This window comes from Imperialibacter sp. EC-SDR9, assembly GCF_902498805.1.
GTDB lineage: Bacteria > Bacteroidota > Bacteroidia > Cytophagales > Cyclobacteriaceae > Imperialibacter.
Genome location: NZ_LR701575.1, coordinates 244,450 through 263,378, shown reverse-complemented (window position 1 = coordinate 263,378; position 18,929 = coordinate 244,450). Strand labels below are relative to the sequence as shown.

12 protein-coding genes and 1 tRNA gene are annotated in these 18,929 nt (G+C 47.1%); 11 read left to right on the top strand and 2 right to left on the bottom strand.

What is annotated here, in order from left to right:
• The first annotated feature begins 136 nt into the window (after positions 1 to 136).
• From GC130_RS04020 to GC130_RS03975, 9 genes are all read left to right on the top strand, one after another.
• Positions 137 to 715 carry a YqgE/AlgH family protein gene (locus GC130_RS04020; RefSeq protein ID WP_151996970.1) on the top strand — a complete coding sequence of 193 codons (579 nt, stop codon included), beginning with the start codon at positions 137 to 139 and terminating at the stop codon, positions 713 to 715.
• A 183-nt stretch (positions 716 to 898) separates the two neighbouring features.
• On the top strand, positions 899 to 3,160 hold the full coding sequence (locus tag GC130_RS04015) for a DUF349 domain-containing protein (protein ID WP_151996969.1): 2,262 nt from the start codon (positions 899 to 901) through the stop codon (positions 3,158 to 3,160).
• A gap of 345 nt (positions 3,161 to 3,505) precedes the next feature.
• A tRNA-Thr gene (locus tag GC130_RS04010) sits at positions 3,506 to 3,578 on the top strand.
• 552 nt (positions 3,579 to 4,130) lie between these two features.
• The gene (locus GC130_RS04005; protein ID WP_151996968.1) at positions 4,131 to 4,517 is read left to right on the top strand and encodes a hypothetical protein; all 387 of its coding nucleotides are present in this window, start codon (positions 4,131 to 4,133) and stop codon (positions 4,515 to 4,517) included.
• An 84-nt stretch (positions 4,518 to 4,601) separates the two neighbouring features.
• Positions 4,602 to 5,786 carry a TolC family protein gene (locus tag GC130_RS04000; protein WP_151996967.1) on the top strand — a complete coding sequence of 395 codons (1,185 nt, stop codon included), beginning with the start codon at positions 4,602 to 4,604 and terminating at the stop codon, positions 5,784 to 5,786.
• Positions 5,787 to 5,826: 40 nt separating this feature from the next.
• The gene (locus GC130_RS03990) at positions 5,827 to 7,593 is read left to right on the top strand and encodes an efflux RND transporter periplasmic adaptor subunit (RefSeq protein WP_226940375.1); all 1,767 of its coding nucleotides are present in this window, start codon (positions 5,827 to 5,829) and stop codon (positions 7,591 to 7,593) included.
• Positions 7,594 to 7,812: 219 nt separating this feature from the next.
• Entirely contained in the window at positions 7,813 to 8,535 is a 723-nt protein-coding gene (locus GC130_RS03985; protein WP_151996964.1) for a superoxide dismutase, read from the top strand.
• 1 nt (position 8,536) lies between these two features.
• The gene (locus GC130_RS03980; protein WP_151996963.1) at positions 8,537 to 11,629 is read left to right on the top strand and encodes an efflux RND transporter permease subunit; all 3,093 of its coding nucleotides are present in this window, start codon (positions 8,537 to 8,539) and stop codon (positions 11,627 to 11,629) included.
• 11 nt (positions 11,630 to 11,640) lie between these two features.
• The gene (locus GC130_RS03975) at positions 11,641 to 12,354 is read left to right on the top strand and encodes a cupin domain-containing protein (protein ID WP_151996962.1); all 714 of its coding nucleotides are present in this window, start codon (positions 11,641 to 11,643) and stop codon (positions 12,352 to 12,354) included.
• A 26-nt stretch (positions 12,355 to 12,380) separates the two neighbouring features.
• Here GC130_RS03975 and GC130_RS03970 read toward each other — a convergent pair whose 3' ends face one another.
• Positions 12,381 to 13,382, bottom strand: coding sequence for an ImmA/IrrE family metallo-endopeptidase (locus GC130_RS03970; RefSeq protein WP_151996961.1), 1,002 nt, complete (start codon positions 13,380 to 13,382; stop codon positions 12,381 to 12,383).
• Positions 13,383 to 13,864: 482 nt separating this feature from the next.
• Between GC130_RS03970 and GC130_RS03965 the strand changes: the two genes are divergently transcribed.
• Both GC130_RS03965 and GC130_RS03960 read left to right on the top strand, forming a co-directional pair.
• A complete protein-coding gene (locus GC130_RS03965) occupies positions 13,865 to 15,523 on the top strand; it encodes a glycoside hydrolase family 28 protein (RefSeq protein WP_151996960.1) in 1,659 nt (552 codons plus the stop codon).
• A 69-nt stretch (positions 15,524 to 15,592) separates the two neighbouring features.
• On the top strand, positions 15,593 to 16,594 hold the full coding sequence (locus tag GC130_RS03960) for an LLM class flavin-dependent oxidoreductase (RefSeq protein ID WP_151996959.1): 1,002 nt from the start codon (positions 15,593 to 15,595) through the stop codon (positions 16,592 to 16,594).
• Between the two features lie 106 nt (positions 16,595 to 16,700).
• Here the strand turns inward: GC130_RS03960 and GC130_RS03955 are convergent, their stop codons facing one another.
• On the bottom strand, positions 16,701 to 18,872 hold the full coding sequence (locus GC130_RS03955) for an ATP-binding protein (protein WP_193217763.1): 2,172 nt from the start codon (positions 18,870 to 18,872) through the stop codon (positions 16,701 to 16,703).
• Between the last annotated feature and the right edge of the window lie 57 nt (positions 18,873 to 18,929).

The following is an 18,929-nucleotide window of genomic DNA, read 5'->3' as shown; positions in this document are numbered from 1 at the left end:
ATGCAATGTGGTCAAGCAGCTAAGTAAGGCAACAACGAGGATTAGTTGTTCTCAATTTGAACAGTTCTTGGGTGTACAGGTGCCACTTGTTGTCTTTTAAACAAAGGAGTAGTCAAAAGGACTTTGAATAAACCGAATGGAACATTTCGACGCATTTAAAAGGGTGAATCCCAATAAAGGAGACTTACTTATCTCAGAGCCCTACCTCTCAGATCCAAATTTTGAGAGATCGGTGATCTTACTTTGTGAGCACGATGTAAGTGGTTCAATTGGTTTCGTTCTTAACAGGCTTTCGGAGCTGTCATTGGCAGAGGTGATTGAGGGTGCGCCTGACGATGAAATTCCGCTGTTTATTGGAGGGCCAGTTCAGCAGGATACGCTTCATTTTGTGCATTGCTCGCCACATTTGATGGAGGAGGGACGAGAAATTGCCAGAGGAATTTATTGGGGAGGTGATTTTGAGAAGTTGATGGAATTGATGAGTGCGGGGTTGGTTACTGCTGATGAGGTAAGGTTTTTCATTGGCTATTCAGGGTGGGGAGCAGGGCAGCTTTCGGAAGAGTTGGATGCCAATAGCTGGATTGTAAATAAGAAAACGGCGCCGCAGTATATTTTTGAGTATTCACACGAAGAACTCTGGAGGCAGGTGCTCAAAGACATGGGTGGAAAATTCAGAGCATTTTCTAATTTTCCTGCGGATCCGAGGCTTAATTAGACCTGCCAGAGGATTGCAATATAAAGAGCCAAAATTGGCCGGAGGAATAAAATCTCGTTTAAACCATATCTACAACGTAGTTTTGTCCAAATCCAATCGTCAATGCAATAAAATCAAATATTAGACACATGAATTAATATTATTAAATTGCAGAGACTATAGAACCTGATCAAGGAGCGCACGATGAACAATGAGAAAGAAGTGTCTGAAGGTGATGAGAAGTTGAGCAACGCTGCTCCAAAGGAAGTGACTTCCGATGATAGCGTTACCAGCAACGACTCTCAACCATCGGTAGATGTCCGTGATGAAGACGGAAAGAAAGAACCAGAAGCTGAAACCCCTGCCGCCGAAGTACCCGCAGTACCTGATGAAGCTGAGCAACCTCCAGCAGAAGTTGTTGCTGAGGCTACACCAGCATCGGTTAGCGCTGATGAAGCTGTAGCGCCCGAAACAGAAAAAAGCCAGCCAAAACCCGAAGTTGCCGCTGTGGAAGAAGTGAAGGCGAAAGAAACCACAAAGGATGCGACGGAGGCCGAAGCACCGGCGCAAGTGGAGGCAGGAACACAAAGCAAAGAGCCAACGCCTGAATCAAAACAGGAAGCTGTTGCTGGCGAAGAAGCCTCTGCCGACAAAAAAGAGAAGAAAGAAGAGCCTAAGGTAGCAGCCGAGGTGGCTGATGCTTCAGGCGATGACGAAGCGGAAGAGGAGGAGGACAGCGAGGAGCACGAGGAAGCAGAGGACTATAGCCATTATTCACCTGAGCAGTTGGTAGATAAGTTTACCGAGGTGCTTCACTGGGACGACGTGCGCAAAGCAGATCGAATAGTAAGGGAGCTAAAGGCAGTTCACGACGAACTGGTTGCTCATGACAGGGAAGAAGCGCTGAAAAAATACCTGGCAGATGGGGGAGAAGAAGACTCGTTTGAGTTTAGGTTAAATGATTTTGCCTATCGTTTCGATGAGAATTACAAATTGTTCCGTGAGAAAAAGCACAAGCTTTTTCAGAATCTGGAGCAGCAAAAAGAAGAAAACTACAAGAAAAAGATAGATGTTCTGGAGAAGCTTCGCCATTTAGTTGATGGCGAGGAAAATACGACCTCCATTACAGCCCTGAAGAAAATTCAGGATGAATGGAAGGTGATTGGCCAGGTGCCCGGCAAGTACGCAAAAACCCTTTGGGCCAACTACAATGCCCTCATTGATCGCTTCTACGATAACAGAAGCATTTATTTTGAGCTAAAGGAACTCGACAGGAAGAAAAACCTCGAATCAAAACTTGAGCTCTGCGACAAGGCGGAAGCTTTGACCAAAGAAGAGAACATCAAACATGCTGTAAAAGAGTTGAATGTTCTTCACGAAGAGTTCAAACATCTTGGACCGGTACCAAAGGAATCTCAGGAAGAGATTTGGCAACGTTTTAAGGCCGCTTCTGACCTCATCTATTCCAAGCGCCGTGAAATGGTGGATGAACTGAAGGTTGAGTTGAAGGCCAATATGGAGGTCAAGACAAAGCTATGTGAGGAGGCTGAGACGTTTGTAGCTTTCAACTCTGATAAGATCAATGAGTGGAACAAGAAGACGAAGGAGGTGCTGGAGCTTCAAAAGAGATGGGAAGCTGTTGGCGGTGTACCTAAGGAAAGCGCCAAGAAGATAAATAAGAGATTCTGGGGGGCATTCAAAACGTTCTTTAGCAACAAGAGTGGGTTCTTCAAGACCCTGGAAGGAAAACGTCATGAAAACCTGAAGTTGAAGGAAGAGCTGGTAGCAAAGGCGGACGCACTAAAAGATAGCGAGGAATGGGATTCAGCTGCGAATCAGCTCAAGCAATTGCAGCAGCAGTGGAGAGAGGTGGGCCCGGTGCCTGAAAAAGTGAAAGAGGAGGTTTTTCGTAAGTTCAAGGCTGCCTGTGACCATTTTTTTGAAAGGAAGCGTTCGCAGAGCAAGGGAGCAGAGAAGGAGTACTATGACAACCTGAAAAAGAAAGAAGAAATTTGCGAGCAGTTGCTGAAACTGGCAGGTGAGAAAAGTCTCGATCTGGATGTTATCAGTGGCTTTCAGGAGAAGTTCAGCCAGATTGGTTTCGTTCCGAGAAATGCGATGAAGACCATCCAGAAAAAATATCAGGAGGCCATAGACGCTCTCAACAAAGCGGCGGAGTCATTACCTGAGGATGAACAGCGTAAGTTCAAGACAGCCATGCAGGTGGGTAAGATCAAGGGTGAGCCACATGGCGAGCGCAAAATCTACCAGAAGGAGGGACAGGTCAGGCGCCAGATTGCGACGCTGGAGAACGACATAGCCGTTTGGAGAAACAACCTGGAATTCCTGGCGTCATCCAGAAAAGCTGATAAGCTGAAGGCCGACTTTGATGAAAAAATCGTTAAAGCAGAAGAGGAATTGGACGGTTTGAAAGAGCAACTCAAGGTGATTCACGAAACCTCTTAAAAAAATCACAATAAGTGTTTGCAATAATTAATCAGCCGATTAGTTTTGCAGTCCCAAATAAGGAATGCCTCCTTAGCTCAGCTGCGGTTCGGCGTCCGATAGAGCAACTGCTTGAAATCGGAGGGTCGCAGTAGAATAAGGGAACATAAATGGAGAGAAGCCTCCTTAGCTTAGCTGCGGTTCGGCGTCCGATAGAGCAACTGCTTGAAATCGGAGGGTCGCAGTAGAATAAGGGAACATAAATGGAGAGAAGCCTCCTTAGCTTAGCTGCGGTTCGGCGTCCGATAGAGCAACTGCTTGAAATCGGAGGGTCGCAGTAGAATAAGGAAACATAAATGGAGAGAAGCCTCCTTAGCTCAGCTGGTAGAGCAACTGACTTGTAATCAGTAGGTCGCTGGTTCGATCCCGGCAGGGGGCTCTTTTTTGAAAGCACTGATAGTTCGCTATCGGTGCTTTTTTGTTGTACATCGGCCAGTCCATGGGGCTCAAAAACGGATCAATCAGTATTTCTGGGGGGATTGATTTTTAGCTTGTGTGTGCTTTCATAAAGAAGCAAGAGGTCCAAACCTAACCCGGCCGGGCGAGACGCATTGAACCAGTTTTGCTTCTTTATTGCCTGCCAATAGTTGAATAGTATAACACTCTTTTAATTTTACTCCTCATATCTTCCGCTTGACCCTCATAAACCGAAGAAGAAATGCTTATATTTTTGTTTTTTTTAGCTCTTTGACGTACAAGAAAATTAATTTCCTATAAAAATTTAGTTCTCTGGTTAACAGAATATCCTACATTGCAAAGCACATGACAAAAGCGAAAGTATACTAAAGGTTATAGCAAGGCGATTGGATCTACAACCTAAGGGTGTGACAGACTTCGTGATTTTGCTGACTACCAATAATAAACTACATTTGTTTCTATCAAGCGGTCTGTTGCCATATCGTCTCTTCTTCTGTTAGCATCGTTCAGCCTTATGATGCTTCATCAGGTATTGCCACACCAGCACCTGGAGAAGCATGACACGAGCCATTCCATTAGCCATAGTCACGACTCAGACGGCAATCACCACCACCGTCAGCCGAAAGATTCATCATCCGAAGAGGAAAATAGTCCTTTAGATTTCTTTCTAAACCACCATGCCCATTCTTTCCATTGGAAGGAGTCTTTGCCTTTGGTGGTGAAAGCCAAGAATCTTGTTGGCTATGAAAAGTTCGATCTGGAGTTTATCGCCGAAGCCACGATACAGTTTTACCTGGCCGATGCGGCACCACCTGAAAATCGAAGTTCGTTCAAGGAAAAACACTATCAACAGGCATTTCTAACCTCTCAGCATCTGAGAGGTCCTCCTTCTGTTTGCTAATAGTCTCCGCCGGTATCCCGGCCCCTCAGGAATAGCGGCTCCCATTTAATGGTGTCTGCTTTATTCAAATCAAATATTATTCACATGTTTAAAAAAATGGTATTCGCCATCGGCGCATGCCTGATTTCCTGTCTGGGAGTAGCTCAGAGCCAGGAGATTTTAGGTATTCTCGAGCAGATTGAGCGAAACAATAAAGATTTACAGGCTTTCCGGTCTTTGACTCAAAGTCGTGAGCTGGAACTTAAGTCAGGCAATAACTTACCTGACCCACAGTTCGGAGTCTACTATTTGCCCTGGAGCGATCATCCAGGAGGTGACTATACTGAGTTTCAGCTTACACAGTCCATTGAGTTTCCCACCGTCTATGGAGCGAGATCAAGCGTCAACTCGATCCAGTTGGAGCAACTTAAGCTTGATTACACGTCTGGAAGAAATGAGATTCTTTTGAAAGCACTCAGCGGCTGCTACGAGCTATTGTTTCTGAACCAGACCATAGAAGTTGAAGAGAAAAGACTTGAGCAATCTGAAGAAGTCTATCGTCACACACAGCTATTGTATGACAAACAACAGGTAGGTCGTCTGGAATTCAACAAAGCAAAGGTTTTCAGGGCGCAGCAGCTTTTCAGGATAGACCAGCTGCAAAATGAAAAGAAAAATCAGCTACTCGAGTTACGAAACCTGAACGGAGGCGAAGAGCTTACGCTGAACCTCGACTCATGGAACCAGCACTTGGACGTGCCGTCGCAGGAAACACTATGGCAGGAAAAACTATTGCTTGACCCTGAGTTGCTCGGGCTCAGCAAGCAGGAAGAAGTCGCAGCCGGCCTGGTTCGGTTGGCGCAAAATAAGGGCCTTCCTCACCTCACGGCTGGGTTCAATCGTCAGGGTGTTTCTGGTTCCTACTATTCGGGAATTTATGGCGGCTTATCTATACCACTTTGGAGTAATCGGAACAAAGTCAGGGCTGCCAGGGCGTCGCTCGACTATCATGAGCTTCACTCAGGCGTAAGGTCACTGATGCTGGCTACAGACTTTGGTAAACAATACAATGACTATCAGCTAAAGCTTAGCCAATATCAGGACTATAAAGCTGCATTGGGAGACGTACAAAGCGACACGCTTCTCTTAAAGGCTTATACGCTCGGTGAGCTGTCATTCATAGAATACTATATGGAACTTCAGTTCTTCAGGGAGGCGCAGGATTACCTCCTTGAAATGGAAAAACAGGTGCACATGTTACGTGCCCAACTATTGAAGCATCAATTGTAAACACTAAACAAATAAGTCATGAAAATTTCACACATCATCATTGCATCATTCCTTACCTTCTCTGTTTCAGCTTGCTCGTCTGGAAGTTCTTCCGATCACGGGCATGAGCATGCCGAGGGGGAAGAGCATTCACACGCAGAAGGCGAAGATCACGAACACCCACATGCGGAAGGAGAAGAGCATGAGCACACCGATCAGGAAGAATTCACAGTTAAGGGTGATACGCTCAAAACTAAAGCTGATTCTACCCATACACATGATGATGGGACTTCACACCAGAACCATTGATATGATACGAGCAAGTTATTTGATTTTAGCTTTGGGACTAGTGGTCTTCGCCTGCACACCTGCGGCGGAAGACCATGGTCATTCCCATGATGAAGAAGGCGGGCACAGTCATGAGGCCGGAGCATCAGTGAACCTGACGCTATGGACAGACAAAACAGAACTGTTTGTGGAGTTTCCTGCCCTCACAGTTGACCATACAAGCAGGTTTGCAGCCCATTTTACCGTGCTGAACGGCCATCAGCCGGTAAGAGAAGGCTCTGTTACTGTGAGTCTTGTCAAAGGGGGTAAAGGGATCAGGCATACGGTAGATGCTCCATCTTCGCCCGGAATTTTTGGTCCGTCACTACAGCCAAAAGAGGCAGGCGTTTACCAGCTGATTTTCGATTTAACCACACCAGCCTACACCGACCGGATTGTGGTTGATAGTGTGACTGTATACGCTTCGGAGCAGGAGGCTACAGAAGCATTAGCTGGTGAAGCCGAGCCTGGTGGGTTAATCAGCTTTCTGAAGGAGCAGGCCTGGAAGATGGAATTCCAAACAGCCCCCGTCTTGAAAAAAGAGATATTTGAAGCGATTCCGACTTCCGGCGTTTGGAAAGTAGCCCCAGCCGACTACAAAACCCTGGTTGCCACCACAGGTGGTATGGTAAGCTTTGCCGTCAACAACTTGACGGAAGGAAGCGCTGTCAAAAAGGGGCAGGCGCTGATGAGTGTCAGTAGTGCCGGGCTTACTTCAGGCAACCTGACCACGGAGATTCGAAAGGCAAAAGCGGCCCTGGAGCAGTCGCAATCTGAATTTCAACGAAAGAAGGAGCTTTTCGAAGCCGATGTGGTGGCAAAGGCTGATCTGGAAGTGGCGCAGGAAAAATACGAGGTAGCCAAAGCAACTTATGATGGACTGGTTTCGGGCTATGGATCGGCTGGTAAAACGATAGCCTCGCCAATCAACGGCTTTGTTAAATCAATAGCTGTTCAAAATGGTGAGTTTGTCGAGCAGGGAGCATCTGTTTTGACAGTAACAAGTCATCAGTCGAGCTTGCTGCAGGTGTCTGTGGGAGCTGGCTTTGCCGGAAAGCTTCAAAGCATTCAGGACATACGCTATCAGACAGCACCTGGTGTATGGTCAAGCCTGGCGAATACCGGAGGTCGGGTCGTTTCTGTGGGTAGGGAAGTTGAAGCAGATCAGCCACTACTGTCGGTATTTGCTGAGGTCAATGATCTGGTCGAAATGCCTGAGGGTAGTTTTACCGAAGCCAGCCTGCTGGTAGGCGAAGGCCATACAGCCACCGTGATTCCCATAGCAGCCCTGCTCGAAGACTACGGTGCCTATTCGGTGATTGTGCAGGTTTCGGGTGAAAGCTTTGAACGGAGGTCGGTAGTGACTGGCAGCAGGAATGGCCACGAAGTGGAAATATTGAGTGGTTTGGTTCCGGGAGAAGTGATTGTCACCAAAGGTGCATACCAGGTTAAGATGGCGTCTATGTCGGGGCAGGCTCCGGCGCATGGACATGCACATTAACCATTGGGTTGTTCATTGTATGCAAAACTTATTGACTTATTCTGTACTCCCGGGTTCTGCCTAATTCTCGCTTGCTGGGGAAAAAGAAGGTTTTGCCGGAGTATTAGCTTGACTGTAACTTACCGTAGGCTTAGCCATTACGATTAAAACCATAGCCCTTTGTGTAGTCCTTGGGCTGATTATCAAATTTCTGTTCGTTTAACTCTAACTACCAAAAAAATGGAAAGAAGAAAATTCATTCAAAACTCAATGATCATCGGTGGGGCTTCTGTTCTGCCTGCATCAAGTGTCCTTGCCCAAAGCGTTGAGCAGGGAGGAATCGATAAGCTCATGGACGAAAATGGAAATTTTGTCCAGGCGCCGCTGCCTTACGCTAACAATTTTCTTGAACCGTGCATGGACGAGGAAACCCTCTATCTGCATCATAAATTTCATCACGGAGGAGCTGTCAACGGAGCCAATAAGGATTTGGAAATGATCAATAAGGCCGTCGAGGCAGGAAATTATGATCTGGCGGAACACTGGACGGCCAAGCTTTCTTATCATTTCTCCAGCCATATCCTTCACTCCATTTTCTGGACCAACCTCACCAACAAAAAGAATGACCCAAAAGGGACTTTGCTAAAATATATAGAGAAGAGTTTTGGTTCGCTCGACAAGCTCAAAGGCCTGCTTGGGAAAGTGTCCAAGTCGGTGGAGTCCAGCGGTTGGGGCATCCTTGCCTACCAGCCATTTACTGACCGCTTAACAGTTTTAGGGTGTGCTGATCACCAGAAGCTGACCCAATGGGGTTGTATTCCTCTGCTGGTCATCGACGTTTGGGAGCATGCCTACTACCTTACTTACCGCAATAGGAGAGGCGAATTCGTGGACTGTGTGATGGACATTATCAATTGGGATAATGTAGCTCAACGTTTAGATATAGCGGTTAAAATCAATTAGAATGCTGAATAAAATATTATCAATTTCATTACAAAACCGCCTGCTCGTCCTCCTTGCTGCTGCGGCTCTCAGCGTTGCCGGGCTGTACATTGCCAGGAACATGAATGTGGACGTATTTCCCGACCTTACCGCCCCCACTGTCACGGTGCTTACAGAAGCCCATGGCATGGAGTCGGAAGAGGTAGAAAAGTTGGTGACCTACCAGCTGGAAACTGCTCTGAATGGTTCGCCCAATGTACGGAGGATCAGGTCTTCCTCTGCAGCAGGTATTTCCATTGTTTGGGTCGAATTCGAATGGGGCACCGATATCTACAGGGCCCGCCAGATTGTGAGCGAGCGGATACCTATGGTGCAGGAAAACCTGCCGACAGGCGTGGGCACTCCCACCATGGCTCCTATCTCATCCATCATGGGCGAGATCATGCTTCTGGGCGTCACCTCCGACAGTCTGTCGCCCATGGAGCTTCGCACCCTCGCCGACTGGACCATACGGCCCAGGATCAAATCGATTGGCGGCATTGCCAATGTGGTTGTGATCGGTGGCGACTTCAAGCAATACCAGGTGCTGGTCAACCCCGAAAAGCTGAGGTACTATCAGCTCAGCCTGGGCGAGGTGCTGACAAAAGTAAGGGAGTCTAACCTTAATGTTCCCGGGGGAATAATAAACGAGTACGGCAACCAGTACCTGGTAAAGGGGAGCGGCAGAGCCTATGCTGTCGAACACCTGGAAGAAGCTGTAGTCAAATATGTAAACGGGCAATCGGTGAAACTGAAAGAGGTGGCTACCGTGCGGATTGGTGCTGCTGATAAAATTGGAGACGGCTCCCTTAACGCCTCCCCGGCAGTGATCCTCACCGTTTCTAAGCAGCCTGAAGTAAATACACTGGAGCTCACCCAGCGGCTCGACTCAGCCATCACCGACCTGAGCCAGACCTTGCCAAAAGGGGTCAATATCCAAAGCCACATCTTCCGGCAGTCCGATTTCATCGAAGCCTCAATTTCCAACCTCAACCAAACATTGCTGGAAGGGGCGGTTTTCGTGATCATCGTTTTGTTCATTTTCCTGATGAACTGGAGAACGACGGTGATCTCCTTGCTGGCGATTCCGGTTTCTCTGCTGGTATCCGTCATCGTACTTAAACTATTGGGATACACGATCAATACCATGAGCCTTGGCGGCATGGCGATCGCCATCGGGGCACTGGTTGACGATGCCATTATCGATGTGGAAAATGTTTTCAAGCGGCTGCGAGAAAATATCAAAAAGCCCCGGATCGAACGGCTGCCTGCCCTGCAAGTTATCAGAGATGCGTCCCTGGAGATCAGAAGCTCCATTATCATCGCTACACTGATCATCATTGTCGCTTTCGTTCCCTTATTCTTCCTTGGCGGAATGGAGGGCAAACTATTGCAGCCTCTTGGTATTGCGTTTATCACTTCTGTCCTCACTTCGCTGGTGGTGGCTATCACCATCACGCCAGTGTTATGTTCTTACTTGTTAAAAAGTGAAAAAGTGCTTGCGGCCCAGGCCGAAGGAACCAGGGTGGAAAAATGGCTTCAGCGTTATTATGGTGGTCTGCTTAAAGGGGCGCTTGCTTTTCCCCGCACCATCATTGCCATAGTGGGTGTGGCGTTTGTTGTCACATTGGGCCTTTTTTCTCAGCTAGGGAGAAGCTTCCTTCCCGAGTTCAATGAAGGCTCCCTGGTGATAAGCGCTGTGGGAGTACCAGGTATGTCGTTGGAAGAAAGTAATAAAAATGGCGTGCTCATTGAAAGATTACTACTCGAAATGCCCGAAGTGCAGGTAGTAACCAGAAGAACCGGTCGGGCTGAATTGGACGAGCATGCCCAGGGTGTCAATGCTGCGGAAATAGACGTGCCCTTTGTCCTTCATGGTAAAACCAAGGAACAGTTTTTTGAGGAAGTGCGGACCAAGCTGAGCGTGGTGCCTGGTGTCAATATTACACTTGGCCAGCCCATAGCACACAGGATCGATCACATGCTTTCTGGCACAAGGGCCAATATAGCTATCAAGGTTTTCGGATCCGACTTGCAGCGACTGTTTGAGATTGGCAAAAGCATCGAAACTGGCATTAAGGACATTCCAGGACTGGCCGACGTTGCTGTCGATCAGCAAATTGAAGTGTCTCAGCTTAGGATCACCCCCAAACGACAAATGCTGGCTGCTTATGGGATGACTACTGCCGACTTAATGGAACAGGTGGATATCGCCTTCGCTGGAGAGACTGCAGGCGAGGTATACGAGGGACAAATGTATTTTGACCTGGTGGTGCGATTCCGTCCAGAATCAAGAAGCACCATGAGTGTCCTCAATGCGTCTCTGATCAGCCTGCCTTCAGGTGCTTTCACCACGCTGAATCAGCTAGCCGATGTAGCATCTGTCAGTAGCCCAAACACCATTGCCCGGGAAGAAGTGCAGCGTAAGATTGTAATAGCAGCCAATGTACAGGGTCGGGACTTGTTTGGAGCAGTCAACGAAATCAAAGCGTTTGTGGATGCTAACGTACTGATGCCACAAGGTTACCGTATAGAATATGGCGGGCAGTTTGAAAGTGAACAAAAGGCCTCGCAACTGCTTTTAATTACAGCAATTTTGGCTGTGCTGGTGATCCTTTTGCTGCTTTATTTCGAGTTCCAAAATGTTAGGCTGGCGCTGATTGTTTTGATCAATCTGCCGCTGGCGCTTATTGGAGGGGTGATGATCATTTATTTTACCTCCGGAATTGTCAGCATTGCTGCTACCATTGGCTTGATCAGCTTGTTTGGCATAGCTACCCGAAATGGCATTTTGCTGGTGTCGAGGTACGAAGACCTTCGAAAGGAGGGAGTAGCTGGACGTGAGTTAATTATTTCTGGTGCTACCGACCGACTTAACCCGATTCTGATGACGGCGCTAACGACCGGTCTGGCGTTGATTCCTTTAGTGCTGAAAGGAGGGGAGCCAGGCAATGAAATACAAAGCCCTATGGCTGTCGTAATTCTCGGTGGATTGCTGTCGGCCACTATTCTTAATCTTATTGTGATACCTTGTGTATATGCGCTTGTAAGTACCAAAACTGAAAACCAAACCTAAACTGTAAACCTATGAGACAACCTTTTTTTATTGCTGTTTTGATCGGATTTGCGCTCTGGTCTTGTACCTCAACTACTGAAAAGAAGGAAGAACATGAGCATGAGCACGAAAATTCGCATCCGCACCCGGCAGAGGGCCCTGCTGTAGTACAGGATACGTTGCCCAAATTGACTGTCAAAGCAACCGAGTTTTCCCCAGAGTTTGTGCAGCTGGCTACCAATGTTGAGGTGATTCCCAATATTGCTGAAGCTGTCAAATCTGTGGGAGTGCTTACCAATGAAGGCGTATTTGGTCCACTGCTTTTTGCTGAGCAAACAAGAGCTTTCTTTATCGAACTAAAGCCGGGAATGTTTTTGGCAGAACATCCTCACCCGACCGAAAGCATCGTTTACACAGTGGGAGGCCGCTGGGTGCTTTGCAGCGAAGGGAAGAGACAGGTAATGGAAGCTGGTTCACTCTTCCACTTTGGTTCCAATATGCCAACCGGGTGGGAGGCTCCGTTTGCCGAAAGTGCCTTTTTGCTTGTGGTCAAAACAAAGGAGGAGGGTGAAACCTACGAGCCTTATGTGAAAGGGCTGAGAGAAATGAAAGGGCTGTTGGAAAAAGAACGTGCCGACGGCACCGAGTTTTACTTCAATGAGCTGCCTTCGGATCACCCTGCCATTCAATTTGCTAGAAGTGTCAACCCCGACTTTGACCAGATGTTAAACAATATTCCTTATTAATCATTTAAAACTGGTGAGGGAGAACCTCACCAGTTTTCATCAATGGGCGCAGCCCCGTCAAACCTCACGACATAGTCGCCATACAACGGATCGTAGTAGTGGCCACCTTCTTTGTAGTCTGGGTTCCAGATTTTGTTTCCGTTTTGGTCTTCTTTGTACAAGTAGGGTGAAAGCAACAGTCGCTCCAAATGCCATCGCCCAGCCTCTCCGGAAGGGATATCTTCTCCGTCGCCATAAAGCATCAGCCCACCATCGGCATACACTTCATGACCAGGGTGGGTGCTTTTATATTCATGGCTCACATTCATCACCTTATGTCCCAGCTCGTGTGCCACAGTTCGGCGCAGGCGTTCGGGAGTGGAGAGGTTGGTAATAGTGATGACACCTCGCATGTTTGACGGAAGTGTGTTACAATAGGAGTAACCAGGAAAAGATAATCCACCAGTCCTGACGGATTTCATCGTCCAGTTACGGCCTTCGGATACTTCGAGGAAAGGGAAGAAGACGTCCTGTAGCACAACCAAATAAACCGTCCGCTTATTGTCAGGAGCATCCTCGATAATGCTATTAAAAGCATCGAGCGAATGTTGCGTCAGCTCGGCGGGATGCCTGCGGGAATGGACGTACATATTCACATACTCTGTTTCCGGAATGCCCGGCACCTCGTTGGCCTGTATTGAGAAGTGCTTTGGGTCTACCTCGCCGGTTTTTACCCACAGTAAATTGATTTGCACTCCCGTTGGTTGGTAGATTTCTTTGGCAGCCCTCAGGCTTTCCATCAGCCAGGGTAGGGTCACCTTTTTAAAACGGGAGTCGAAATTGGAGGGGAAATATACGCCTACATCAACAGTTGGTTTACCAGGAATCAGATCAGCGTTGAAGCCGGCGACGTCCAGGGTATCCAGAGAGCGCCATTTAACCTTTGTTATCGATGGACTTATGGCGCCAGGATTTTCTGTAGTGTTGGTAGTCGGGGTTGTATTACATGCGATTAGCCCAAATAGTAATAAAGCTAGAAAGTGTTTCATACTTCCAAAAATAGTGACTCTCACCATTTAGTTGTAAATATCTCCCCTCACATCCAAGCTTTTCGGACAGATACCGTTCGTATTCCCCAAAATCTTACGTGTTATCAATGAACTTAGGCTAGTTTTTTGTCGCCAAGTCCTCAACATGATCGATAAATATGTACTTTATACATCGACCCTTTTCCTACTATATGATCAATCAGCAAATTGCGTCGCTGAAAAAGCGTATGCAATCGTTCCGTGTCGTGTTAGCTAGCAGAAAGGGTTATTTTTATTGCTTTCATTGATATTTTTCCCACCACCCATGTTATCTTCTGTAGGTGGGCGCTCCGTCATATTCGTCTCTATCTTGATGCCTGCTGGTTAGCTGACATCTCGTTTGCGTTGGTTTAACGCATTTAAATCATTGTTTGTTAATTAACGCAGGGTGGTATTGATTTGCCGCCAGTTGTGTTTTCAGACATCTTTACTCAGATATCTCTATGAAAGTCAAACTATTTATTCTATGCCTCCTTGTTTCGCAGCTTTCATTTGGACAGGCAGAAGTTTCATTTCCCCAGGTCGAATTCGACATGCCCAAAATGACAGAGCCAGTTATTCCGAACTATCGGGTGAGTCTGCTGGATTTTGGTGGTATGCCTGACGGAGCTACACTCAATACCGACGCCTTTGCAAAAGCAATTGAGGCAATTGTGAGCAAAGGAGGGGGACACCTGGTGGTTCCGAGAGGTATTTGGCTGACAGGGCCGATCACGCTTAAAAGCAACCTCAATTTACACGTGGAGGAAGGAGCCCTTATTCTTTTTTCAGACGACAAAACGCTGTACCCCATAGTGGCCACGAGCTTTGAAGGACTTGATACCTACAGATGCATATCGCCGATCAATGCTCTTGAGGTGGAAAACATCTCTATCACTGGAAAAGGTGTTATCGATGGCAACGGGGATGCCTGGCGGCTAGTGAAAAGAAGCAAAGTCTCGAGCCAGCAGTGGAAGGAGATCGTGGCCGGCGGCGGACTGGTAAACGACGATGGCGACACGTGGTATCCTTCAGAAAGCTTTCAGAAAGGAGTGGAGGCGACCAGTAATTTCAATGTGCCGGACAACGCATCAATGGATGAACTGAAGGAGTACAAAGACTTTTTGAGACCGGTGATGATCAGCATTCGGAACTCCAGGAATGTAATGCTCGATGGTCCGACTTTTCAAAACTCACCCGCCTGGAACATACATCCTCTCATGTGCGAGAACCTGATTGTAAGGAATCTGACTGTGCGTAACCCGTGGTATTCGCAAAACGGTGATGGTATTGACATCGAATCGTGTAAAAACACCTGGGTGTACAACAATTCGTTTGATGTGGGTGATGACGCCATTTGCATCAAATCAGGAAAAGATGTTGATGGCAGAAAGCGGGGAATCCCTACCGAAAACCTGGTGGTGTTCAATAACATCGTTTATCATGGTCATGGTGGGTTTACCGTTGGTAGTGAAATGTCGGGTGGGGTAAAGAACGTGCATGTATCAAAATGCACCTTCATTGGTACTGACTGTGGCTTGCGATTCAAAAGCACCAGGGGACGTGGTGGCGTGGTGGAGAACGTCTACATCACCGACATTGATATGTACGATATTGCCGCCGAGCCTATTCGCTTCAATCTTTTCTATGGTGGGCAGTCGCCTATTCTGGAAGACGATCAGGAGGCACCGGAGATCGACGATACGCCTGTGCCGGTAACAGAGGAAACCCCTTCGTTCAAAGATATTTACATGAAGAATATCCGATCGGTTAACTCTGGTGTGACAGGTTTCTTTCAGGGACTGCCTGAAATGAACCTCAAAAACGTGAATCTTGACAATGTTTATCTGTCAGGCAAAAAGGGCGTTTCTGTCATTGATGCTGATGGAATGAGTTTCAAGGATGTCACTGTCGTGGTAACAGAGGGAAACCCCTTCACCATCTACAATTCACATAACCTTACCTTCTCGGGATTCAAAGTGGTGTCTGGCGAGGGAAAGCCATTGTCCATTCAGGGTGCCAAAACTAATCATCTGACTTTTTTAAAAGCAGACTTTTCCAGCCCGGCTAAACAAATGCTGATCGGGGAGGGTGTTGATTCGAAAGCCGTTAAAATGAAATAGTAGCTCGTCATGTGAACTATCCCAACCCTTTTTTCATTTGCCTATTGATACAATTGGTATGGTGTGAATATGAAGAAAGGAAAAGTGCCTTACTCCATCCTGGAGTTAGCGTCGGTGCCTGCTGGATCATCTACAGGCGAGGTTTTTAAAAACAGTTTGTTGTTGGCACAACATGCTGAAATGTGGGGATACACCCGCTTTTGGCTGGCTGAGCACCACAACATGGTCAGTATAGCCAGTTCAGCAACGCCAGTGCTTATAGGTCATATTGCTGGTGGAACAAAAAGTATCAGGGTTGGCTCAGGGGGCATCATGCTGCCAAACCATGCGCCGCTTATTGTGGCGGAACAGTTTGGTACGCTGGGGTCATTGTTTCCTCATAGAATTGACCTTGGTCTCGGCCGAGCGCCTGGTACCGATCAGGAAACAGCATACGCCATTCGCAGGGAGCGAATGCACGCTGCTTACCGGTTTCCCGAGGAAGTTGGAGAGATTCAGCAATATTTTGCCGACGACAATGCCGACGAAAAGGTGAGGGCCTACGTAGCTGAAGGGGTTGATGTACCTTTGTACATTCTTGGTTCCAGCACCGATAGTGCCCACCTTGCGGCCAGAAAAGGGCTTCCTTATGCCTTTGCCAGCCATTTTGCACCTACGCACCTTTTTGAGGCACTCAATGTCTACTACAACGAATTTCAGCCCTCGGAAGCGCTTCAGGAGCCCTATACAATTGCCTGCGTGAATGTGATTGCCGCCGATACCGACAAGCAAGCCGAGCTGCTGGCGTCTTCGCTGGTGAGGATGGTGTTAGGCATACTCACAAACAAACGTGATCAGTTGAGACCACCTGCGCCATTGGAACCCCAAATGAAAGCATTTATGAGCGAGCCTGCTTTCCAGCGGTTTCTACAGTATGCCTTTGTGGGCAGCAAAGAGACGGTGAAAGAAAAGACCATCGATTTTCTGCAAAGGACTGGAGTAAACGAAATTATGGTTGCCAGCCATATGTATAGCCCTCAAGATCGGCTAAGGTCGTATGAGCTTTTTGCAGAATTGATGAGGGAGATGTAGCAAATGGTAATAGACAACATAGTTCCCATATTAGATTTCTGAAGCCTCTGCTCTCCGAACAGCCCTTCATCATCTGCTGTGGCAGCTAACGTTCTACATTGTTGCCTTACAGTAGGTGAGTTGTCGGTTTTGACCTCTTTTTGGCTTCATTAACCTTGAAGGAAAGGGTGGACGAACTAACCGATACCAGCGTTCCTTTGGCGTATTCTGACTCTATATTGATCGTTCCGCCCAACTTGTCGACCATTTTTTTAACCAAAAAGAGCCCAAGGCCCGACCCTTTTGAACTTTCATTTGCCCGGAAGAACATGTCATATACCCGGGGCAACAATTCCGACGCTATTCCCTGTCCGTTATCTTCTACTTTTAAGGTAAATACACCATTTTCAATTGTATGCCAAACACGCACGAAAGGTCTTTCCTTACGACCGTCGTGGTATTTTATAGCGTTAATCAGGAGATTGTGGATGATCATTTTCCACAGTCCGGGATCAGATTCTATTTCCAAAGTATCGTCAATATTATTCTCAAAAGTGAGCTGATCGGCATGCTCAATAAACTCAATATCTGCCCACACCTCATTCACCAGACTATGAAGCCGGATCCTTGCAGCTAGTGGCTCACTTTTGCTGTTCTTCACATAACTATTAATTTCTAGCAGGGTGTTTTCTAATCTTAAGATTCTGTTCTCCATCAAGTCCAGATACTGAGGAAGTTCGTCTTTGGATACCTTCAAGAGGTAGAGCAGACCTCTGATGGATTTTACCGGTGCTATGAGATCGTGCGACGACCGGTAAAGGAAGGTGTCCAATTCCTCGTTTACTGCCATCAGGTCATGGTTGCTGCGGAGTAGTTGTTGCTCGTGCCTGGTCACCTCTTCTGTTTTTTTTGCTACCAGTGTGGCCAGGTTTTTGCGCATGCGCTTTGCCCTGTATATAATACCCACGATGGTTAGCCCGAGAACTACCATAGCTATAAATGCATACCCCAATGGCCCTTTTATAAAGGCCAGCAGAGGCACGGCCACAATGATGACGAGTTCAGCTGGCTGCAAATCGCTGCTCGCATCCTTTACCTGAAAGACATATTTTCCGTTTGGCAGGTTGTCAAAAACGGCCATTGGCTCGGTTGTTGGATACCAGGCTGTGTCATAGTTGAACAGTCGGTATTGGTAGGTCTGAGGCGTGTAGTAATCGGATCCCGGGTTGCTAAAGTTGATCTTTATTATAGTTGCAGGTTTGGAAAGTTTGGCTGTATCATACTTTTGTGTGGTGTAGGCAATTGAGTCATAATGGTATACGAACGACGAAATTTGCGTTGGAAACGGATTAATGCGTTCGAATACTGTGTCGGGGAACGCCTTTGTCATATAGATCATCGAGATGCCATACGACGTGGCTAGCCACAGATTTCCCTGTGGCCCCTTCTTCATTTCGTAAACTTCATTTGACATGAGTCGATCCTCGGTTGTGAACTTGCGAATGACCTGCCCTTTTTCGTCTGTAATAAATACTCCGTCTGTCCAGGTGGCAATAGCCAGTAAGTTGTTCGAAAGGCTGACGGCATTGTACAACCAATGCTTAGTTATTAGAGAAGCAAGGGGTTGGTCGTAGACGGCAATACTTCCATCTACCAAATTTCTGACAAGTGGGGGTGAGTCCGGATAGAGTATTAAATGCCTTTGTTCGTCCAGTGGAAGCACCTGAAAGGCAGGACTTTTTGAGTGTGAGCTTTGATTCCAGTTTTGTAAAAGTTCCGTATTCTCAAATATGCTCAGTGCTCCGTTTGTTTCGGATAAGTAAACAGTTGACCCTACACGAAAGAAGTAAGATTCAGGAAAGTTTCTATAGCTGACTGAATCGGCGGTGTAGACAAAACGTCCTTCCCGAGTCATGAAGTAAATCTCGTTGTTGAATAGGAAAATTTGCCATACTTCTTTGAATGGGTGGCTCTCTGAGATTTGTGTTGACAAATCGACGTATGAAAAGCGAGTGGCTTTGTCTCTTTTCAGGTAGCCGAAATGCTTGGTACCGCCAATATATATTCTATCAGTAAGACTGTCGTAATTAATGCTACGGGTGTTTCCTTTTCCACCAAGGTCTATCTCCTGCCACGATTCGCCATCATAAACGACCACGCCTCTGGAAGTACCAAAATACATTAAACCCTGATTATCGATTTCAATGGCAGCTACTGCACCCCCGGAACGATCTGCTTCTCTGCCGAAATTTACCACAGGGATAACTTGCTGCCAGCCGACGGCGTCAATGGTCGTCAATAAAAAAGATACTAAGAAAAAAATCCCAACAGTTCTCGACAGCGACATAAGAAAGAA